The sequence below is a fragment of the Nocardioides marinisabuli genome (assembly GCF_013466785.1).
GTDB lineage: Bacteria > Actinomycetota > Actinomycetes > Propionibacteriales > Nocardioidaceae > Nocardioides > Nocardioides marinisabuli.
In genome coordinates this window covers 3,843,612-3,862,958 of sequence record NZ_CP059163.1, presented here as the reverse complement: position 1 = coordinate 3,862,958, position 19,347 = coordinate 3,843,612, and the positions used below count along the sequence as shown (strand labels likewise).

Sequence of the window (19,347 nt, the reverse complement as noted above, 5' to 3'; positions counted from 1 at the left end):
TCAGCGGTCTGCGGCGGTCCTCAGCGGGTCTCCAGCCACCACGGGCTCGTGTAGGCGATGCCCAGGTCGTTGCACGGGTGGCCCTCGGGGCCCGGCGTCGCGTTGGGCTCGGCCGGGTCGGAGACGCGCACCAGCAGCCAGTCGCCGTCGGCCACGTCGACCTTGAACTTGACCTCCAGCACCGGGCCGACCTCGAAGTCGACGACCTCGACCACCTCCGGGGCGTCGGTGCCGGGGCGCAGCACCTGGGCGGCCAGGGGGCGCCCGCGCCACGACCGGTCGCGCGCCAGGTCCAGCCGCAGCGTCAGCGTCGTACGGCCGCGGCGGGGCAGGGTGACGACCGAGCCCATCCGCACCGGGGCGCCCTGGCGGGTGGCGGCGGTGGCGTCGAGGCGCAGGCCGGAAGTGCGGGTGGCGAAGAAGCGGCGCTGGCGCATCGCGCGCTTGACGCCCTGGCGGCTGTGGTCGCGCACCCACAGCCCCGTGCGGCCCTTGCCCTCGGGGAAGCCCCAGTCGGTGCCGTGCTCGTCGGTGACCCCGGTGATGCCGGTGCGCCAGCCGTTGTTGAGGCACACGCACAGCGGCGAGTCCCGCCCGTCGGCGAAGCCCTCGAAGAGGTAGTCGTCGCGCCGGTTGAACATCTCCAGGCCCACGACCTGGTCGCGCACCCGCTCGTCGTAGACGAACTCCTGGAAGCGGCCCGGCTCGCGGCCGGGGTGGTTGAAGCCGGCCAGCGCGCCGGCGCCGCCGTCGAGCACCAGGCCCGGCTCGCGGCGCAGCCACGACAGCAGCGGCTGCATCAGTCCCGCCTGCAGTACGTCGGTGTAGTGCTCGCTGAACCAGACGTTGACGTGGCCGATCAGCGGCTCGGACCACTCGAAGCCCCGGATCGCGGTGAACGCGCCGTCGACGTCCGCGGCGTCGGCGTACGAGCCGGTCGCGCGCCAACCGCGCGGGGTCAGCCCGGCGACCTGGGTGTACTCCGGGGGCAGCAGGTCGGTGAGCACGTCGCCGAGCAGGTTGTCCGAGAGCGTCGCGTGGTCGGTGAGGGCGGCGACGTCGAGGCCGGCCTCGCGCATCGAGTCGAAGGCGTCGGCGGGGTCGCCGTCGCCGTCGCTGAGCAGGGTGTGGTTGTGCAGGTCGGCGTGCAGCAGGTGGGTGCCGCGGGTCAGCCGCGAGGTGCGCGAGGCGCCGGTGCGCGAGGCCGGGCTGCCCGCTGCGGCGGCCGCGCCGGTCAGGGTCCCCGCCGCGCCGGCCATCAGCAGGCCGGCGCCCGCCGCGCCCAGGGTGCTGCGGCGGGTCAGGCGGGCGCGGGTGGCCTCGTCGGGGGTGGTCAGCTCGCGGTGGGGCGCGTGGTGGGGCGCATGGTGGTCGTCGCACATGGTCGTATCAACGCATGCGGGGGCGTCCGGTTCCGGTCGGGCGGGTGAACGGTAGGTTCGGGCACGTGATCGCTCTGCCTGCCCACGGGTTCGTGATGCTCTCGATGCCCAAGTGCGCCTCGACGACGCTGGTCACCACGCTCAAGGGGCACGCCGAGATCCTGATGCGGGTCAACCCGCGCCTCAAGCACATGAACTGCCGCACCTTCACCCACCGCATGGTCCCGGTGCTGCAGGGCGCGGGCTACGAGCGCAGCGACTACGAGCTCGTCACCCTCTTCCGCGAGCCGGTCTCGTGGCTGGAGTCGTGGTGGCGCTACCGCCAGCGCCCGGCGCTCAAGGACAAGGCCGACGGCAAGTGGACCGGCGAGACCAGTTTCGACGACTTCGTCGCCGCCCACATCGACGGCGCCCCCGGCGGCATCACCGGCCGCCAGGCCCGCTTCGTGGCCCTCGACGACGACCTCACCATCGGCGTGGACCGCATCTTCGCCCTCGAGGCCGCCGACGTGTGGCAGTCCTGGATCGCCCAGCGGCTGGGCCAGCAGGTCGACCTGGTCACCAAGAACTGGTCCACCTCCACCGCCACCGCCGCCCTCTCCGACACCATGCGCACCCGCCTGCTCGAGCACTACGCCCCCGAGTACGACATCTACGAGCAGCTGCGCTCCGCCGGCGGCAGCTGGGCCGTCCCCTCCGGCTACCGCCCCGGCTGAGGCTGCTCCCGAGGGAGTTTCATCGGGTACCCGATGGAACTCGCGCCGCCTGACCAAAGGTTCGTGCCGGTGCCGCCAGTTCCGTGTCCCTCAGGCCGCCGCGGCGAGGTGACGGCGCAGGCGAGCGATCAGCAAGCGGGGGTCCTCCAGGTCGGCCCAGGAGATCCGGATCACCGTCCACCCGGTCACGGCGCGGATCCGGTCCTCGCGGTCCTTCTCCCGCATCACCATCTGCTCGATGCTCTCGCCGTCGCGGCGGTGGCGGTGGTACTTCTCCTTGCCGTCGAACTCGACCACCAGCCGGTGCTCGGGCCAGGCGAAGTCGACGATGCCGAGCAGCCACCCCCGCTCGTCCCGGACCTCGAGCTGCTGGGTCGGCCGGGGGAGCCCGTGGTCGTCGAAGAGCAGGTGGCAGCGTGACTCGGCGACGCTCTGGGAGCCCTCGCGTGCGTGGTCGAGCTTGAGCGTCAGGTCGAGGTGGTCCGACCACTCACGCCGCACCAGCAGCATCGACCGGCACTCCTGAAGCGTGGTCAGCCCGGCCTGCAGGAACCAGTCGAGCACGCAGACGGCGGGGTCGCGGGCCAGCACGGCGGCCGCGTCGAGCGCCGTCCGGGTCGGAGCGGTGATCCAGTGACGGTCACGACGCGAGATGTCCGACACTCGGCAGACGCCCTCGTGGTGGCGTACGCGCGCCTGGGTGCGGGTCCCTGGCGTCTCCAGCCCCGTCACGTGCGCGAGGTCGAGGGGCACCCGCCAGGCCGGCGCCCCGTAGGCGAGGGCCGCGCTCGTGTGGGACAGGGCCACGTCGGGGCCGTAGAGGCGCATCACCCCGCGGCAGAGCATCAGGTGGCGGGCGGCGGCGTCGGCAGCGGCGTACGCCGTGGTGGTGGCGTAGACGCCCTGGCGCAGCCGGGTCAGCTCGCCGCCGCGGCAGCGCCGGGCGATGGCGTTGTCGTCGATGCCGGCAGCGACCAGGTCCCGGCGCAGGACGACCCCGAGGTCGTCGATGAGGTGAGGCAGCATGCTGAGACCCTCACCCGGATCGGGGCTCGCCGCACCCGGGCACCCGGGTCCCTGTGGAGAACGCAGTAGCCCCGGCGCCGCGACCTCGTCCGGAACTGGCGCCACCTGACCAAAGGTTCAGCCAGGCAGCGCCAGTTCCATCGGGTACCCGATGGAACTTCGCCCGGCCACGCTCAGATCAGCTCGAGGAGGGTGCCGGTGGCCATGGCGCCGCCGGCGCACATGGAGACCAGGGCGGTGGAGAGCTCGCGGCGCTCGAGCTCGTGCAGGGCGGTGGTGATCAGGCGGGTGCCGGTGGAGCCGACGGGGTGGCCCAGGGCGATGGCGCCGCCGTTGACGTTGACGCGGTCGAGGTCGACGCGGTGCTGGCCGGCCCAGGAGAGCACGACGGAGGCGAAGGCCTCGTTGACCTCGAAGAGGTCGATGTCGCTGATCGCCATGCCGGTGCGGTCCAGGACCCGCTGGGTGGCGTCGATGGGCCCGTCGAGGTGGAAGTAGGGGTCGGAGCCGACCAGGCAGTGGGTCACGATCCGGGCGCGGGGGCGCAGACCGAGGTCGCGCGCCTTCGCCTCGTCCATGATCAGCACCGCCGAGGCGCCGTCGGAGATCTGCGAGGAGGTGCCGGCGGTGTGCAGGCCGTCGGGCAGCACGGTGCGCAGCCCGGCGAGCCCCTCGAGCGTCGTCTCGCGCAGCCCCTGGTCGGTGTCGACCAGACGGGTCTCGCCGGTGGGGGAGCCGTCCTCGCCCAGCACCGGCGCGTCGTACGCCGCGATCTCGCGCTTGAAGCGTCCCTCGTCGACCGCGACGCGGGCCTTCTGCTGGCTGGCCAGGCCGAAGGCCTCGAGGTCGGCGCGGGTCAGGCCGCGGTGGCGGGCGATCCGGTCGGCGGCCTCGAACTGGTTGGGCATGTCGATGGTCCAGTCGGCCGGGCGCGGGTCGCCGAGCCCGGCGGGCACGTTGGCGCCGAGCGGGATGCGCGACATCGCCTCGACGCCGCAGGCGATGCCGACGTCGATGGTCCCGGCGGCGACCATGTCGGCGACCAGGTGGGCCGACTGCTGGCCCGACCCGCACTGGGCGTCGATGGCGGTGCCGCCGGTGTGCTGCGGCAGCCCGGCGTGCAGCCAGGCACGGCGCACCATGTCGTTGGACTGCTCGCCGGCCTGGGTGACGCAGCCGCCGACGACCTGCTCGACGAGGTCGGCGTCGATGCCGGCGCGCTCGATCACCTGGCGCTGCACGAAGCCGAGCAGCTGCGCGGGGTGCACGCCGGCCAGCCAGCCGTTGCGCTTGCCGAGGGGGGTGCGGACGGCGTCGACGATCACTGGGGTGCCCATGGAAGCAAACTAGAACACGTTCTCAATCTAGACAAACAAATCTCGTCAGACGGCTACCGCCCCGTACTGCCGGTATGTAACCTCTCTCACTAGAACACGTTCCACTCGTCGCCACCGATGGAGAATCGCCAGTGACCCAGCTCGACGCCCGTGAGACGGTCTTCGACCCCACCGACCCCGACACCATGGCGGTCCGGGTGCCGCACGACGAGATGCTGCGGATGCGCCGCACCGCGCCGGTCTCGTTCGTGCCGCAGGAGCCGCAGGCCCGGGCCGGCTTCCCCGATCACGAGGGCTACTGGGCCATCAGCCGGCACGCCGACGTGGCGGCGGTCTCGAAGAACCAGACCGACTTCTCCACCCGCGAGAACGGCGTCATCATCCGGATGGGCCCCGAGATGACCCGCGACGAGGTCGAGGGCTCGAGCTTCCTGCTCATCAACAATGACGCGCCCGACCACACCAAGCTGCGCCAGATCGTCTCGCGCGCCTTCACCCCGCGCGCGATCAACGCGCTGCACGACAGCCTCAAGGCGCGCGCGGAGAAGATCATCGACGACGCCGTCGAGAAGGGCGAGGGCAACTTCGTCGAGGACGTCGCCGCCGAGCTCCCGCTCCAGGCCATCGCCGACCTGCTCGGCGTGCCGCAGGAGGACCGCGGCCGGCTCTTCGAGTGGTCCAACCAGCTGATGTCGTACGACGACCCGGAGGTCGAGGGCGACCAGATGGTGGCCTTCGCCGAGATCCTCGCCTACTCGATGGCGCTGGCCGACGACCGCCGCCGGCACCCGCGCGAGGACATCGTGACCAGGCTCATCAGCGCCGACGTCGACGGCCGTGGCCTCACCGACGACGAGTTCGGCTTCTTCATGATCCTGCTGGCCGTGGCCGGCAACGAGACCACGCGCAACGCGATCACCTGGGGCCAGCACGCCTACATGGCCGACCCCGCGCAGTGGGAGCTGTTCCGCGAGCAGCGCCCGCGCACCGCCACCGACGAGATCATCCGCTGGGCCACGCCGATCACCGCGTTCCAGCGCACCGCCCTGCGCGAGGTCGAGGTCGGGGGAGTGCTGGTGCCCCAGGGGGCGCGGGTCGGGCTGCTCTACGCCAGCGCCAACTTCGACGAGGACGTCTTCGAGGACCCCTTCACCTTCGACATCACCCGTGACCCCAACCCGCACCAGGCCTTCGGCGGCCACGGTGCGCACTACTGCATCGGGGCCAACCTGGCGCGCATGGAGGTCGACCTGATCTTCAACGCCATCGCCGACCGGGGGCTGCGCATCGAGCAACGGGGGGAGCCCAACCGGCTGCGCAGCGGCTGGGTCAACGGCGTCAAGGACCTGCAGGTGGCCTACCGATGAGCAGCAGCGTGGTGCCCGAGAGCTTCGACCCCACCGACCCCGACCTGATCTGGGAGGGCGTGCCGCACGAGCAGTTCCGTGCGCTGCGCGCCCAGGAGCCGGTGCACTGGGTCGAGCAGCCGCAGTCCTCGCGCGACGGCATGTCGACCGAGTCCGGCACCGGCTACTGGGCGCTGTCGCGCCACACCGACGTGTCGGCGGTCTCGAAGAACAGCAAGGACTTCTCGGCCTCCGAGAACGGGGCGATCATCCGCTTCGCGGAGGGGATGCAGCGCGAGCAGATCGAGCTGCAGCGCGTCATCCTGATCAACCAGGACGCGCCCGACCACACCGCGACGCGCCAGATCATCTCCCGCGGCTTCACCCCCCGCTCGATCGCCGCGCTCGAGGAGATCATGGAGCAACGCGCCCACCAGATCGTGCGCGACGCTGTCGAGCGCGGCAGCGGCGAGTTCGTCGAGGAGATCGCCTCGGAGCTGCCGCTGCAGGCCATCGCCGACCTGATCGGGGTGCCGCAGGAGGACCGCCGCAAGCTCTTCGACTGGTCCAACGAGATGCTCGCCTCCGACGACCCCGACTACCACGGGGAGCCCGACGTCGCCGCCGCCGAGATCCTCGGCTACGCCATGGGGCTCGCGGCCGAGCGCCGCGAGCAGCCGCGCGACGACCTCATCACCAAGCTGCTCAGCGCCGAGAAGGACGGGCGCGGCCTGACCGACGACGAGTTCGGGTACTTCGTCATCCTGCTCACCGTCGCCGGCAACGAGACCACCCGCAACGCGATCACGCACGGCATGTCGGCCTTCCTCGACCACCCCGAGCAGTGGGAGCTGTGGTGCCGCGAGCGGCCCGCGACGATGATCGAGGAGGTGATCCGCTGGGCCACCCCCGTCAGCGTCTTCCAGCGCACGGCGCTGCGCGACGTGGAGGTCGGCGACGTCACCGTGCGTCAGGGCCAGCGCGTCGGGCTGTTCTACGCCAGCGCCAACTTCGACGAGGACGTCTTCGAGGACCCCTTCACCTTCGACATCACCCGCGACCCCAACCCGCACGTGTCGTTCGGTGGTCACGGCGCCCACTACTGCATCGGGGCGAACCTGGCCCGCCTCGAGGTCCGGGTGATCTTCGAGGCGCTCGCCGACCACGCGTCGGGCATCCGCAGGGTCGAGCCCGCTCGCCGGCTGCGGCACAGCTGGATCAACGGCATCAAGGAGCTCGCCGTCGCCTACCGCTGACGGGCTCAGTCGCGGGCGGTCAGCACCAGGGGGCCGTCGTCGGTGACGGCGATGGTGTGCTCCATGTGGGCGCCACGGGCGCCGTCGGCGCTGCGGATGGTCCACCCGTCGGCGTCGGTGTAGATCTCGTCGGTGGTGTGCACGAACCACGGCTCGATCGCGATGACCAGGCCGGGCTTGAGCTTGAAGCCGCGCCCCGGGCGGCCGTCGTTGGCCACGTGCGGGTCGCCGTGCATCGTCCGCCCGACCCCGTGCCCGCCGAACTGCAGGTTGACCTTCAGGCCCTCGCCGCGCGCCACCTCGCCGATGGCGGCCGAGATGTCGCCGATGCGGTTGCCGACCTGGGCGGCCGCGATGCCGGCGGCCAGCGCCCGGTCGGTGACCTCGATGAGGCGCAGGTCCTCGGGCCGCGGCGTACCGACGACCAGCGAGAGCGCCGAGTCGGAGACCCAGCCGTCGACGCTGGCGGCGAAGTCGACGCTGAGCAGGTCGCCGTCGGCCAGGGTGTAGTCGTGCGGCAGGCCGTGCAGCACGGCGTCGTTGACCGAGGTGCACAGCACCTTGCCGAAGGGCGAGGCGCCGAACGAGGGGTGGTAGTCGATGTAGCACGACTCCGCGCCGCGCTCGCGGATCATCTCGTGGGCGACCGCGTCGAGCTCGAGCAGGTTCACCCCGACGTCGGCGACCTCGGAGAGTCGGGTGATGACGTCGGCGACGAAGCGGCCCGCGGGCCGCATCTGCTCGATCTGGGTGGGCGTGCGCAGCTCGATCATGCGCCGAGCCTACGGCCCGGCACCGTCCCCTCAGGTGCTGGGCTTGTCGGCTCCCACGACCCACATCGCGAAGAACTGCGAGCCGCCGCCGTAGGCGTGGCCCAGGGCCTTGCGGGCCCCGTCGACCTGGTGCTCCCCGGCGGCGCCGCGCACCTGCAGCGCGGCCTCGCCGAAGCGCAGCATGCCGGAGGCCCCGATGGGGTTCGACGACAGCACGCCGCCCGAGCAGTTCACCGGCAGCCGGCCGTCCATGGCGGTCTCGCCGGCCTCGGTCAGCTTCCAGCCGGTGCCCTCCTCGGCGAAGCCCAGCGACTCCAGCCACATCGGCTCGAACCAGCTGAACGGCACGTAGATCTCGGCCGCGTCGATCTCGTCGATGGGGGAGGTGATGCCGGCCTGCTTCCACAGGTGGGCGGCCGCGTCGCGGCTGGCCTGGGGGTTGACCTGGTCGCGCTCGGCGGCGGTGGTGGCCTCCGAGCGCATCACGGTGCCGTGGATCCAGGCCGGGTTCGGCGACGCGGCCGCGACGTCCTCGTCGGCGATCACCAGGGCGCAGGCGCCGTCGGAGGAGGGGCAGGTCTCGTCGTAGCGGATCGGGTCCCACAGCATCTGCGAGGCCAGCACCGACTCCACGGTGGTGCCCTCGTTGTGCAGGTGGGCGTAGGGGTTGCGCAGCGCGTTGGTGCGGTCCTTGGCCGCCACGACCGCGCCGATGTGCCCGGGGGCTCCCGAGCGGCGGATGTAGGAGCGGACGTGGGGTGCGAAGTAGCCCCCGGCGCCGGCGTGCACGGGCATGTTGAAGGGCACCGGCACCGAGAGCGCCCACATGGCGTTCGACTCCGACTGCTTCTCGTAGGCGACGGTGAGCACCTTCTTGTGCACCCCCGACTGCACCAGCGAGGCGGCCACGATCGCGGTCGACCCACCGACCGACCCGGCGGTGTGCACCCGCAGCAGTGGCTTGCCGGCGGCGCCGAGCGCCTCGGCCAGGAACAGCTCGGGCATCATCACGCCCTCGAAGAGGTCGGGGGCCTTGCCGACGACGATCGCGTCGATCTCGTCGAGGGTCAGTCCGGCGTCCTCGAGCGCCCGGTCCATCGCCTCGCGGCACAGGCCGGCCATCGACACGTCGTCGCGCTTGGCACGGTGGTGGGTCTGGCCCACCCCGATCACGGCGGCGGGCTGCTTGCTCATCGCTGTCCTTCCAGGGTGCACACGAGGTTCTGCTGCAGCGCGGGGCCGCTGGTGGCGTGGGCGAGCGCCTTGTCCGACTCGCCGGCCCAGACCCGCCGTGCGGCCTCGCCGACGCGGATGCCGCCGGCCGAGAACATCGGGTTGCTGGTCAGGGCACCGCCCGAGGGGTTCACGCGCACGTCGTCGCCCAGGCCGAGCTCGCGGCGCAGCACCAGCTCCTGGTGGCTGAAGGGGGCGTGCAGCTCGGCGGTGTCGACGCCGGTCAGGTCGAGCGCGGCGCCGGAACGGGCCGTCGAGGGCGAGCGGGTGAGGTCGCGGGTGCCCATGCTCATCGGGTCGACGTGGTGGGAGATGCCCGTGAGCCAGGCCGGCCGGTCGCGCACCTCGCGGGCCCGGTCGCCCGCGGCCAGCACGATCGCGGCCGCGCCGTCGGTGACCGGTGCGCAGTCGTGCTTGCGCAACGGGTCGGCGTACAGGGGGCGGGAGAGGAGGGCGGAGACCGAGGAGCCGCCCTTGCGCACGGCGTACTCGTTCTTCTCGGCGTCGGTCAGCGAGCGGTGGGCCACCTCGGCCATCGCCGTCTCGTCCCAGAGCCCGGCGTCGATGCCGGCGCGGGCCTGCAGGCCGGCCAGCGACACGGTGTCGGGCCACAGCGGGGTCATCGTGTACGGGTCGAGCTGCAGGGCCAGGGTGCGCCGCAGGACGCCGGCCGAGCTCTTGCCGAAGGCGTAGACCAGCGCGGTGTCGACCTCGCCGGTCTGGATCTTGAGCCAGGCCTCGTACATCGCCCAGGCCAGGTCCATCTCGACGTGCGACTCGTTGACCGGCGGGATCACGCCGATCGCGTCGACGGCCTGGACGAACGAGAAGGAGCGCCCGGCCAGGTAGTCGGAGGAGCCCGAGCACCAGAAGCCGATGTCGCGCCGGCTCCAGCCGGTCTGCTCGTAGCACTCCGCGAAGAGCGGCACGAGCAGCTCCACGCAGGTGGGTGACCCGTCGAAGTCCTGCATCTGCCGCTGGGCGAACCCGACGACGGCGACGTCTCTCATCGTGTGCGTCTCTCTTTCGGGCTCAGAGGTGCTGGCTGTAGGTGTCGTACGCCGCGTCCGGCTCCCCGGTGGGGCGGAAGTGGCTGATGTTCTCGATGGTCGTGCCCCACTCCTCGCGCGGCTTCCAGACCGCCTCGACGCGCATCCCCATCCGGACCTCCTCGGCCGGGATGTCGAGGATCAGGTGCAGGAAGGCGATGTCGGCGCCGTCGAGGAGCACGTACGCCGAGACGTAGGGCGGCGTGATCCGCTGGCCCAGGAAGGGCACGTTGACGATGCAGAAGGTCGTCACGGTGCCGGTGTGGGCGAGCTCGACCTCGTCGGTGGTGGGCGTCCCGTCGGCCGGGCAGGCGCTGCGCGGCGGCACGTAGACCTTGGCGCAGGCAGGGCAGCGCTGGCCGACGATGCGCCCCTCGGCGAGACCGCGGTAGAAGGCGGACTCCTCGGGCGAGGCGGCATAGGTGTAGTCGAGGGCGACGGGGGTGACGACTCCGGTCACCGGGTCGAGCGTGCTGTGCGGCCGGTCCACGGGCGGCGCGCCGCCGGCTGCGGGCTCGAAGCACTCGATGTCGGTGATCGCGCCGACCCGCTCGGGGCGCCAGCGCACCTGCACGCGCATCCCGGTGGTCGCGTCGGCGGGGGAGGCCACGTCGAGGGCGTGCAGGAACGGCTGGGTGGCCCCGTCCAGGAGCACCAGCGCGAAGGCGAAGGGCCGCTCCAGCGGCTGGGCGGCCACCGGCTCGGGGACCCACGTCCAGCTGGTGACGGTGCCGGTGGGGGAGACCTCGACGAAGTCGGTCGTGGCGGCGTGGGTGACCGGGTCGTACTCCGGTGGCGGCACCACGACCTCGCCGTCGCTGGTGCGGGCGGCGACGAGCACCCCGTCGCGCAGGCCGGTCAGGAACCGGCCCAGCACCGGTCCGGTCGACCGGGTGTAGTCGAAGGCGACGGTGACCGGGGCAGACAGGGTGCGCGACATGGCATGAAAGTAGAACACGTTCTATCTTCAGGGCAAGGGGTCTGGCAGGGTGTGGACCATGAAGTTGGGACTGCAGCTGGGCTACTGGGGCGCACAGCCCCCCACCCACCACGCCGAGATCGTCCGCGCTGCCGACGAGTCGGGCTTCGACTCGATCTTCACCGCCGAGGCCTGGGGCTCCGACGCCTTCACGCCGCTGGCGTGGTGGGGTCGGGAGACGAGCACCGTGCGCCTGGGCACCTCGATCGTGCAGATGTCGGGGCGCAGCCCCGCCTCCATCGCCATGCACGCGCTTACCCTCGACCACCTCAGCGGCGGTCGGGTGGTGCTCGGGATGGGCGTCAGCGGCCCCCAGGTGGTCGAGGGCTGGTACGGCGAGCCCTTCGCCAAGCCGTTGGCGCGCACCCGCGAGGTCGTCGACATCATCCGCCAGGTGCTGCGCCGCGAGGGCCCGGTGACCAACGCGGGACCCCACCACCCGCTGCCCTACACCGGCGAGGGCTCGGTCGGCCTGGGCAAGCCGCTCAAGTCGATCACCCACCCGCTGCGCGCCGACATCCCGATCTGGCTCGGCGCCGAGGGGCCCAAGAACGTGGCGCAGACCGCCGAGATCGCCGACGGCTGGATCCCCATCTTCTACACGCCCAGGTCCGCCGGCATGTACCAGGACTGGCTCGACGAGGGCTTCGCCCGGGAGGGGGCCCGGCGCACCCGGGAGACCTTCGAGATCGCGGCGACCTGCCACCTCCAGGTCGTCGCCGACGCCGACGAGAAGCAGCGCGTGGTCGACGCCATGAAGCCGGTCGTGGCGCTCTACATGGGCGGGATGGGCGCCAAGGAGGCGAACTTCCACAACCAGGTCTTCGTGCGGATGGGCTACGAGTCGCTGGCCGCCGAGGTCCAGGAGCTCTACCTGGCCGGCAAGAAGGACCAGGCCACGGCGCTGGTCCCCGACGAGCTGGTCGACGACATGCACATCATCGGCACCGCCGGCGAGGTCAGGGAACGGGTCGCGCAGTGGGAGGAGACCGGCGTGACGACGCTGATGCTCTCCCTCGGCACCCCCGAGGAGGTCCGCTCCATCGCCGACCTCCTCGCCTGAGCCCCTCGCCGAGCCGGCCGGTTCGAACGGGCCGGGTCGGCGACGCCGGGGGCGGGCCACTGGTGCGGAACTGAAACACGTTCTAGTCTCAGCGCCATGAGCGACACCGACCTGCGCACCGGCACCCACAACGGCCACCTGATGGTCGCCGCCCTCCGGCGGCACCGCACCAAGCCCGTGATGCACCTGGGCGAGACCGTGCTGACCGGCGGCGAGACCGCCGCCCGGATCAGCCAGTACGCCCAGGCGTTCGAGTCCCTGGGCGCGGGTCGTGGGACGGCGGGGGCCCTGCTGGCCCTGAACCGACCCGAGGTGCTGTTCATCCTGGGCGCCGGGCAGACGCAGGGCTACCGGCGTACGTCGCTGCACCCGCTCGGCTCGTTGGACGACCACGCCTACGTCATCGACGACGCCGAGATCTCGGTGCTGGTCGTCGACCCGGTCTTCGCCGACCGTGCCGCCGGGCTGCTCGAGAAGTGCCCCGGCCTCGAGCAGGTCCTCACCATCGGGCCGGTCCCCGACCAGCTCGCCCACGTCGGCAAGGACCTCGTCGCCGCCGCCGCGGAGTTCGAGCCGAAGCCGCTCGAGGCGGTGCTGCTCCCGCCCGACCACATCACCTCGATCACCTACACCGGCGGCACCACCGGCAAGCCCAAGGGCGTCATCGGCCTCGCCCAGTCGTTCTCGACGATGACCGCGGTCCAGCTCTCGGAGTGGGAGTGGCCGACGAACCCGAAGTTCCTCATGTGCACCCCGTTGTCGCACGCGGGCGCGGCGTTCTTCGCACCCACCGTGATCAAGGGCGGCGAGCTGCACGTCCTGACCAGGTTCGACCCGGCCGAGGTGCTGCGGGTGATCGAGGAGGAGAGGATCACCGCCACGATGCTGGTGCCCTCGATGCTCTACGCGCTGATGGACCACCCCGACAGCCGCACCCGCGACCTGTCGTCGCTCGAGACTGTCTACTACGGCGCCTCGGCGATCAACCCGGTGCGCCTCAAGGAGGCCGTCGAGCGCTTCGGCCCGATCTTCGCCCAGTACTACGGGCAGTCCGAGGCCCCCATGGTCATCACCTACCTGTCCAGGGAGGACCACGCCGAGGCGGTCGCCTCCGGCAACGACGCCCGGCTGTCCTCCTGCGGCCGCCCGGCGGCCATGCTGCGCACAGCGCTGCTGGGCGACGACGGCCGTCCCGTGCCCGTCGGGGAGCCCGGCGAGATCTGCGTGGCCGGACCGCTGCTGTCGGGCGGCTACTGGAAGCTGCCGGAGGTGACCGCGGAGACCTTCCGCGACGGGTGGATGCACACCGGCGACGTGGCGCGCGAGGACGAGGACGGGTTCTGGTACATCGTCGACCGCACGAAGGACATGATCGTCACGGGTGGCTTCAACGTCTTCCCGCGCGAGGTCGAGGACGTCGTGGCCGAGCACCCCGCCGTCGCCCAGGTCGGCGTCATCGGCACGCCGCACGAGAAGTACGGCGAGGCCGTCACCGCGATCGTGGTGCTGCGCGAGGGCCGCGAGCTGACCGACGAGGTGGTCGGCGAGATCCAGGAGATGGTCAGGCAGCGCAAGGGCTCGGTGCAGGCGCCCAAGCAGGTGGTCGCCGTCGACGCGCTGCCGCTGACCGGGCTGGGCAAGCCGGACAAGAAGGCGCTGCGCGCCCGGTTCTGGACCGGCGACCGCGCGGTGGGCTGACCCGCCCAGCGCCCCGGAGGGTCAGCGCCCGCGGAAGACCGGCTTGCGCTTCTCGAGGAAGGCCCGCGGGCCCTCCTTGGCGTCCTCGGACGAGAACACCGCGGCCCCCACCGCGGCGTCGGCGGCCCAGCAGTCCTCCTCGTGCCGGCCCTCGGAGTCGCGCATCGTCCTGAGGATCGCCTGGACGGCCAGCGGGCCGTTGGCGGCCACCATGTCGGCCAGCTCGTGGGCCTTGGCCAGTGCCTGGCCGTCGGGGACGACGTGCCCGACGAGCCCCAGGGCCTTGGCCTCGGCGGCGCCGAGGGTGCGTCCGGTCAGCAGCAGCTCGGCCGCCACCGTGTAGGGGACCTGCCGCGGGAGCCGCACCGCCGAGCCGCCCATCGGGTAGAGCGACCAGCGCGCCTCGGCCACACCGAACCTCGCCGACTCGCCCGCCACCCGGATGTCGGTGCCCTGCAGGATCTCGGTGCCGCCCGCGATGGCCGGTCCCTCCACGGCCGCGACGAGCGGCTTGGTCAGGCGGAAGCCCTTGAGCAGGCCCTTGATCACCGTCGGGTCGAACTCCCCGGACTCGAAGCTCTCCGAGGGCGGCTTGTCGTCGGCGGCCTGGAGGTCCATGCCGGCGCAGAAGTAGCCGCCGGCCCCGGTCAGGATGCAGACCCGGATGTCGTCGTCGCCGTTCACCCGGTCCCAGGCGTCCTCCATGATCCGCAGCATCTGCCCCGACAGGGCGTTGCGCCGGGCCGGCCGGTTCATGGTCACCACGAGCGTGTGACCCACCTGCTCGACGAGGCAGTGCGGCTCCTCGCGGGGCGCGTCGACGGGGGAGGTGGCGTCGCTCGGGGTCGTCATGCCGCGAGAGCCTAGCCAAGAACCAGAACGTGTTCTAGTCTCCCGATGTGGCCAAGAACATAGCTGACCTCTTCGAGCACGCCGTCGACGTCGTCCCCACCAACCCCGCCCTCAAGCTCGGTGACGAGGTGGTGACCTACGCCGAGCTGGAGGCCCGGGCCAACCGCCTGGCCCACCACCTGCAGGACCGGGGCGTCGAGCCCGGCCAGCACGTCGGTGTCTACGCCAAGAACTCGATCGACCACGTGGTGGCGATCCTGGCGATCCTCAAGATCCGCGCCGTCAGCATCAACGTCAACTACCGCTACGTCGAGAGCGAGCTCAACTACCTCTTCGACAACGCCGACCTCGTCGCCCTCGTGCACGAGCGCACCTACGCGCCCCTGGTCGCGGCCTGCGCGCCGCACCACGAGCGACTCACCACCTTCGTGGCGATCCGCGACGTGAGCGACCCCGACGACGACAGCGACCTGACCTCCTTCGGCGGCACCACGCTCGAGGACGCGGTGGCCGGGGCGAGCGCCGAGCGCGACTTCGCCGAGCGCAGCGCCGACGACCTGCACATCATCTACACCGGCGGCACCACCGGCTTCCCCAAGGGCGTGATGTGGCGCCACGAGGACTTCTGGCGGGTGCTCGGCGGCGGCATCGACTTCTACACCGGCGCCGACCTCGACGAGTACGACCAGTCCAAGCAGGCCACCGACCCGCGCATGGTCACCTTCCCGCTCAGCCCCCTGATGCACGGCGGCGCCCAGGCGGGCCTGCTGATGCACCTCTTCGCCGGCCACCTCACGGTGCTCGAGCCCAAGTTCGACGCGCAGCGCACCTGGGAGGTCGTCGAGCGCGACAAGGTGCAGCTGATCTTCATGACCGGGGACGCGATGGCGCGCCCGCTCATCGAGGAGTTCGAGCGCAAGGCGGCGACCGGCACGCCGTACGACGCCTCGAGCCTGTTCGCGATCTCCAGCAGCGCCGCGATCTTCAGCCACCCCATCAAGCAGCGCTGGCTCCAGGCCTTCCCCGACGCGATCTTCACCGACTCCGTGGGCGCGTCCGAGACCGGCTTCCAGGGCATGGGCATGCAGGACAAGGAGCACATCAGCACCGACGGCCCGGTCATCGGCCTGGGCCCGCGCAGCGTGGTCATCGGTGAGGACGGCCGCTTCCTGTCCATGACCGAGGACGTGGGTCGCACCGGACGCCTGGGCCGCGGCGGCTCGGTGCCCGTCGGCTACTACAAGGACCCCGAGAAGTCGGCCGCGACCTTCATCGAGATCGACGGTGAGCGCTACTCGGTGCCCGGTGACTTCGCCCGCATCGAGACCGACAACCGGATCACGCTGCTGGGCCGCGGCTCGAACTGCGTCAACACCGGCGGCGAGAAGGTCTTCCCCGAGGAGGTCGAGATGGCCATCAAGGGCCACCCGGCGGTCTACGACGTGCTGGTGGTCGGCATCCCCGACGAGACCTACGGGCAGGCGGTGGCCGCCGTGTGCGAGCTGCGCGAGGGCACCACGCTCGAGCTCGACGACCTGCGCGAGCACCTGCGCGACCAGCTCAGCGGCTACAAGCTGCCCCGGCACCTCACCATCGTCGACCGGGTGCCGCGCAACGCCACCGGCAAGGCGCAGTACGTCGCGGCCAAGAAGATGATCACCGACGCCAGCGCCGCCGCCGTCTGAGCACGGCCCACCCCCCACCAGGAGAGACCCCGTGCGCACCCCCCTCTGCGACCGCTTCGGCATCGAGCACCCGATCTTCGCCTTCACCCCCTCCGAGCACGTCGCCGCGGCGGTCTCGCGCGCCGGCGGGCTGGGGGTCCTGGGCTGCGTGCGGTTCAACGACCCCGCCGAGCTCGAGCGCACCTTGACCTGGCTCGACGAGAACACCGACGGCAAGCCGTACGGCGTCGACATCGTGATGCCGATGAAGGTGCCCACGGAGGGCTCCTCGGTCGACCTGGGCGCGATGATCCCCGAGGAGCACCGCCGCTTCGTCGACGAGACGCTGCTCAGGCTCGGGGTGCCGCCGCTTCCCGAGGGCGAGGGCCGCGAGGGCGTGCTGGGCTGGCTGCACTCGGTGGCCCGCTCGCACCTCGACATCGCGCTGGCGCACCGCCCGGTGCTGATCGCGAACGCGCTCGGCTCGCCGCCGGTCGACGTGATCGAGAAGTGCCACGAGCACGGGGTCGCCGTCGCCGCCCTGGCCGGCGCCGCCAAGCACGCGCTGAGCCACGTCGCCAACGGCGTCGACATCATCGTCGCCCAGGGCTACGAGGCCGGCGGGCACACCGGCGAGATCGCCAGCATGGTGCTGACCCCCGACATCGTCGACGCCGTCGGTCCCGACGTCCCGGTCCTCGGCGCCGGCGGCATCGGCTCGGGCCGCCAGGTCGCCGCGTCCCTGGCGCTGGGCGCCCAGGGCGTGTGGACCGGCTCGATCTGGCTCGGCACCGAGGAGTACCGCTCGCTGGCCGGCAGCGCCGGGTGGGAGACGGCCTTCCTGCGCGCCACCTCGAGCGACACCGTGCGCAGCCGGGTCTACACCGGCAAGCCGGCGCGCCTGCTCAAGACCAGGTGGACCGAGGCGTGGGCCGCTGAGGGCGCCCCCGCGCCGCTGCCGATGCCGTTGCAGAACCTGCTGGTCTCCGACGCCCACAACCGCATCAACGCCTCGGGCGACCCCGACGTCGTCGCGATGCCGGTGGGCCAGGTCGTGGGCCGGATGAACGAGGTGCGACCGGTCGCCGACGTGGTGGCCGAGCTCGTCGCCGGGTTCGAGGAGGCCGTGGCCTCGCTGGAGAAGGTGCGCGGCTGAGGCGGCCACCGCACGTGCGACGAGCCCCGCCCCGGACGTCCGGGGCGGGGCTCGCTGCGTGCCGGGTCAGGCGTACGAGCGCCCGCGCTCCTCGCGGGTCCAGAGCGTGCCGCCGCCGGCGCTGACGCCCTGGGCGACCAGCTCGCGCTTGAGGACCTTGTTGGTGGCCGTGGAGGGCAGGTCGTCGTTGATCCGCACGTAGCGGGGCCAGGCCTTGGGGGAGAGGTCGGGCTGCGCGGCGAGGAACGCCTCGAGCTCCTGCGGGGTCAGCCTCGCCTCGTCCTCGAGCACGACCGCAGCCATCACCTGGTCACCCACGCGCTCGTCCGGGACGGCGTACACCGCGATCCGGCTGAGCCCGGGGAGCCGCTGCAGGATGCGCTCGATCGGACCGGCGGCCAGGTTCTCGCCGTCCACGCGCATCCAGTCGGCGGTGCGCCCGGCGAGGTAGATCCACCCGTCCGCGTCGCGGTAGGCCAGGTCGCCCGACCAGTACATGCCGTGGCGCATCCGCTCGTCGTCGGCGTCGGGGTCGTTGTAGTAGCCGGAGAAGTAGCCGCGGCCCTGGGTGTTGACCAGCTCGCCCACCGCCTCGTCGGCGTTGGTGAGAGCGCCGTGCTCGTCGAAGACCGCCACGGCGCACTCGGTGACGCTCTCGCTGTCGTAGATCGCCACGCCGTCCGCGCCCCTGCCGACCGACCCGGGCGGGGTGCCGTCCTCGCGCTGGATGATGATGGCCAGCTCGGTGGAGCCGAAGCCGTCGACCACGCGGCAGTCGAAGCGCCGCGCGAACTCCTCGATGTCGCGGTCGCTGGCCTCGTTGCCGAACGCCGCCCGCAGCGGGTTGTCGGCGTCGTCGTCGCGCTCGGCGGTGGCCAGCACGTAGGCCAGGGGCTTGCCGACGTAGTTCATGTAGGTCACGCCGTGCTTGCGCACGTCGTCGAGGAAGCGCGAGGCCGAGAACGTCGTCGGCACCATGGTCGCGCCGCAGGTCAGCGCGACCGCCCAGCCGGCCGCCACCGCGTTGGAGTGGAAGAGCGGCATCGCCAGGTAGCAGACGTCGTCGGGGCCCAGCGAGAAGCGGCCGACCAGGTCGAGGCCCGAGAAGACCGGCAGGATGTGGGGCACCTGCACGGCCTTCGGGTCGCCGCTGGTGCCGCTGGTGAAGATCATCATCATCGTGTCCATGGCGCCCACCTCGCGGTGCGGCACCAGCGGGCCCGCGGCCGCGACCTCGTCGGCCCACTCCTGGGAGTCGACGTCGACGACCCGGGCGCCGCCGAGGTCGAGGCCGGCCAGCAGCGGCAGGTGGGCCTCGTCGGTGAGCAGGACCTGGCAGTCCGCGCGTCGTACGTCGGCGGCGAGCGACTCGCCGCGGCGGGTGGTGTTGATGCCGCACAGCACGTAGCCGCCGAGGCCCGCGCCGGCCATCGCCCGCAGCATCTGGGGGCCGTTGTCGAGCAGGGTGCCGACGTGGGCCGGGCGCTGGGGGTCGAGGGCGGCCACGAGCGCCGACGCCTCGGCAGAGGCCTCCGCGAGGTGCTCGCGCCAGGTCCAGGACCGGTCGCCGTGCACGAGCGCGGTGGAGTCGTCCTCGACCCGCTCGCGCAGCAGCTGCTGGATGTTCTCGGCCACAGGTCCCCCTTGGTGGAACACGTTCTAGTTGACGCGTGTCAACATATGTCGCACGTCACACGAGGGTCAAGGGTCCCGGCCGGGGTCCCGTGGAGCCCCTTGGGGCGGTCGGCTCTTCTCGGGGGGGAGGGGGGTGGCCGACCGCCGCCAGGGTGACGGCCGTCGAGAGGGGGGATTCTCTG

Annotated in this window: 16 protein-coding genes; 7 read left to right on the top strand and 9 right to left on the bottom strand. The window is 71.9% G+C overall.

Annotation, left to right across the window (positions count from 1 at the left end):
• Positions 1 to 20: 20 nt before the first annotated feature.
• A complete protein-coding gene (locus tag H0S66_RS18580; RefSeq protein ID WP_179616683.1) occupies positions 21 to 1,382 on the bottom strand; it encodes a CehA/McbA family metallohydrolase in 1,362 nt (453 codons plus the stop codon).
• 65 nt (positions 1,383 to 1,447) lie between these two features.
• Here H0S66_RS18580 and H0S66_RS18575 point away from each other — a divergent pair, with 65 nt between their 5' ends.
• Complete coding sequence (locus tag H0S66_RS18575; protein WP_179616682.1) at positions 1,448 to 2,098, top strand: hypothetical protein; 651 nt, start codon at positions 1,448 to 1,450, stop codon at positions 2,096 to 2,098.
• 90 nt (positions 2,099 to 2,188) lie between these two features.
• Here the strand turns inward: H0S66_RS18575 and H0S66_RS18570 are convergent, their stop codons facing one another.
• Positions 2,189 to 3,124, bottom strand: coding sequence for a type IV toxin-antitoxin system AbiEi family antitoxin domain-containing protein (locus H0S66_RS18570; RefSeq protein ID WP_179616681.1), 936 nt, complete (start codon positions 3,122 to 3,124; stop codon positions 2,189 to 2,191).
• A gap of 173 nt (positions 3,125 to 3,297) precedes the next feature.
• Positions 3,298 to 4,461 carry a steroid 3-ketoacyl-CoA thiolase gene (locus H0S66_RS18565; protein WP_179616680.1) on the bottom strand — a complete coding sequence of 388 codons (1,164 nt, stop codon included), beginning with the start codon at positions 4,459 to 4,461 and terminating at the stop codon, positions 3,298 to 3,300.
• Between the two features lie 131 nt (positions 4,462 to 4,592).
• Here H0S66_RS18565 and H0S66_RS18560 point away from each other — a divergent pair, with 131 nt between their 5' ends.
• Both H0S66_RS18560 and H0S66_RS18555 read left to right on the top strand, forming a co-directional pair.
• A complete protein-coding gene (locus H0S66_RS18560; protein WP_258016988.1) occupies positions 4,593 to 5,828 on the top strand; it encodes a cytochrome P450 in 1,236 nt (411 codons plus the stop codon).
• A complete protein-coding gene (locus H0S66_RS18555) occupies positions 5,825 to 7,063 on the top strand; it encodes a cytochrome P450 (protein WP_179616679.1) in 1,239 nt (412 codons plus the stop codon). Before H0S66_RS18560 ends, H0S66_RS18555 begins: the two co-directional genes overlap by 4 nt.
• A gap of 5 nt (positions 7,064 to 7,068) precedes the next feature.
• Here H0S66_RS18555 and map read toward each other — a convergent pair whose 3' ends face one another.
• From map to H0S66_RS18535, 4 genes are read right to left on the bottom strand one after another with little or no spacing between them, the layout of a single operon-like run.
• On the bottom strand, positions 7,069 to 7,836 hold the full coding sequence (gene map / locus H0S66_RS18550) for a type I methionyl aminopeptidase (RefSeq protein ID WP_179616678.1): 768 nt from the start codon (positions 7,834 to 7,836) through the stop codon (positions 7,069 to 7,071).
• A gap of 30 nt (positions 7,837 to 7,866) precedes the next feature.
• Positions 7,867 to 9,030 carry a thiolase domain-containing protein gene (locus H0S66_RS18545; protein ID WP_179616677.1) on the bottom strand — a complete coding sequence of 388 codons (1,164 nt, stop codon included), beginning with the start codon at positions 9,028 to 9,030 and terminating at the stop codon, positions 7,867 to 7,869.
• Entirely contained in the window at positions 9,027 to 10,079 is a 1,053-nt protein-coding gene (locus H0S66_RS18540) for a thiolase domain-containing protein (protein ID WP_179616676.1), read from the bottom strand. Before H0S66_RS18540 ends, H0S66_RS18545 begins: the two co-directional genes overlap by 4 nt.
• A 22-nt stretch (positions 10,080 to 10,101) precedes the next feature.
• Positions 10,102 to 11,058, bottom strand: coding sequence for a Zn-ribbon domain-containing OB-fold protein (locus H0S66_RS18535; RefSeq protein WP_179616675.1), 957 nt, complete (start codon positions 11,056 to 11,058; stop codon positions 10,102 to 10,104).
• 58 nt (positions 11,059 to 11,116) lie between these two features.
• Between H0S66_RS18535 and H0S66_RS18530 the strand changes: the two genes are divergently transcribed.
• Together H0S66_RS18530 and fadD8 are read left to right on the top strand one after the other, a co-directional pair.
• A complete protein-coding gene (locus H0S66_RS18530; RefSeq protein WP_179616674.1) occupies positions 11,117 to 12,160 on the top strand; it encodes an LLM class F420-dependent oxidoreductase in 1,044 nt (347 codons plus the stop codon).
• A 96-nt stretch (positions 12,161 to 12,256) separates the two neighbouring features.
• Positions 12,257 to 13,858 (top strand): fatty-acid--CoA ligase FadD8, encoded by a 1,602-nt coding sequence (gene fadD8 / locus H0S66_RS18525; RefSeq protein ID WP_179616673.1) that lies wholly within the window; start codon positions 12,257 to 12,259, stop codon positions 13,856 to 13,858.
• A 21-nt stretch (positions 13,859 to 13,879) separates the two neighbouring features.
• Here fadD8 and H0S66_RS18520 read toward each other — a convergent pair whose 3' ends face one another.
• Positions 13,880 to 14,710: a crotonase/enoyl-CoA hydratase family protein gene (locus H0S66_RS18520; protein WP_179616672.1), complete on the bottom strand. Its 831-nt coding sequence runs from the start codon at positions 14,708 to 14,710 to the stop codon at positions 13,880 to 13,882.
• A gap of 47 nt (positions 14,711 to 14,757) precedes the next feature.
• Between H0S66_RS18520 and H0S66_RS18515 the strand changes: the two genes are divergently transcribed.
• Both H0S66_RS18515 and H0S66_RS18510 read left to right on the top strand, forming a co-directional pair.
• On the top strand, positions 14,758 to 16,395 hold the full coding sequence (locus tag H0S66_RS18515) for an acyl-CoA synthetase (RefSeq protein ID WP_179616671.1): 1,638 nt from the start codon (positions 14,758 to 14,760) through the stop codon (positions 16,393 to 16,395).
• 31 nt (positions 16,396 to 16,426) lie between these two features.
• The gene (locus H0S66_RS18510; RefSeq protein WP_179616670.1) at positions 16,427 to 17,530 is read left to right on the top strand and encodes an NAD(P)H-dependent flavin oxidoreductase; all 1,104 of its coding nucleotides are present in this window, start codon (positions 16,427 to 16,429) and stop codon (positions 17,528 to 17,530) included.
• A 66-nt stretch (positions 17,531 to 17,596) separates the two neighbouring features.
• On the opposite strand, the gene fadD1 is transcribed toward H0S66_RS18510, so the two are convergent.
• Positions 17,597 to 19,165 (bottom strand): fatty-acid--CoA ligase FadD1, encoded by a 1,569-nt coding sequence (gene fadD1, locus H0S66_RS18505; protein WP_179616669.1) that lies wholly within the window; start codon positions 19,163 to 19,165, stop codon positions 17,597 to 17,599.
• Positions 19,166 to 19,347 lie beyond the last annotated feature (182 nt).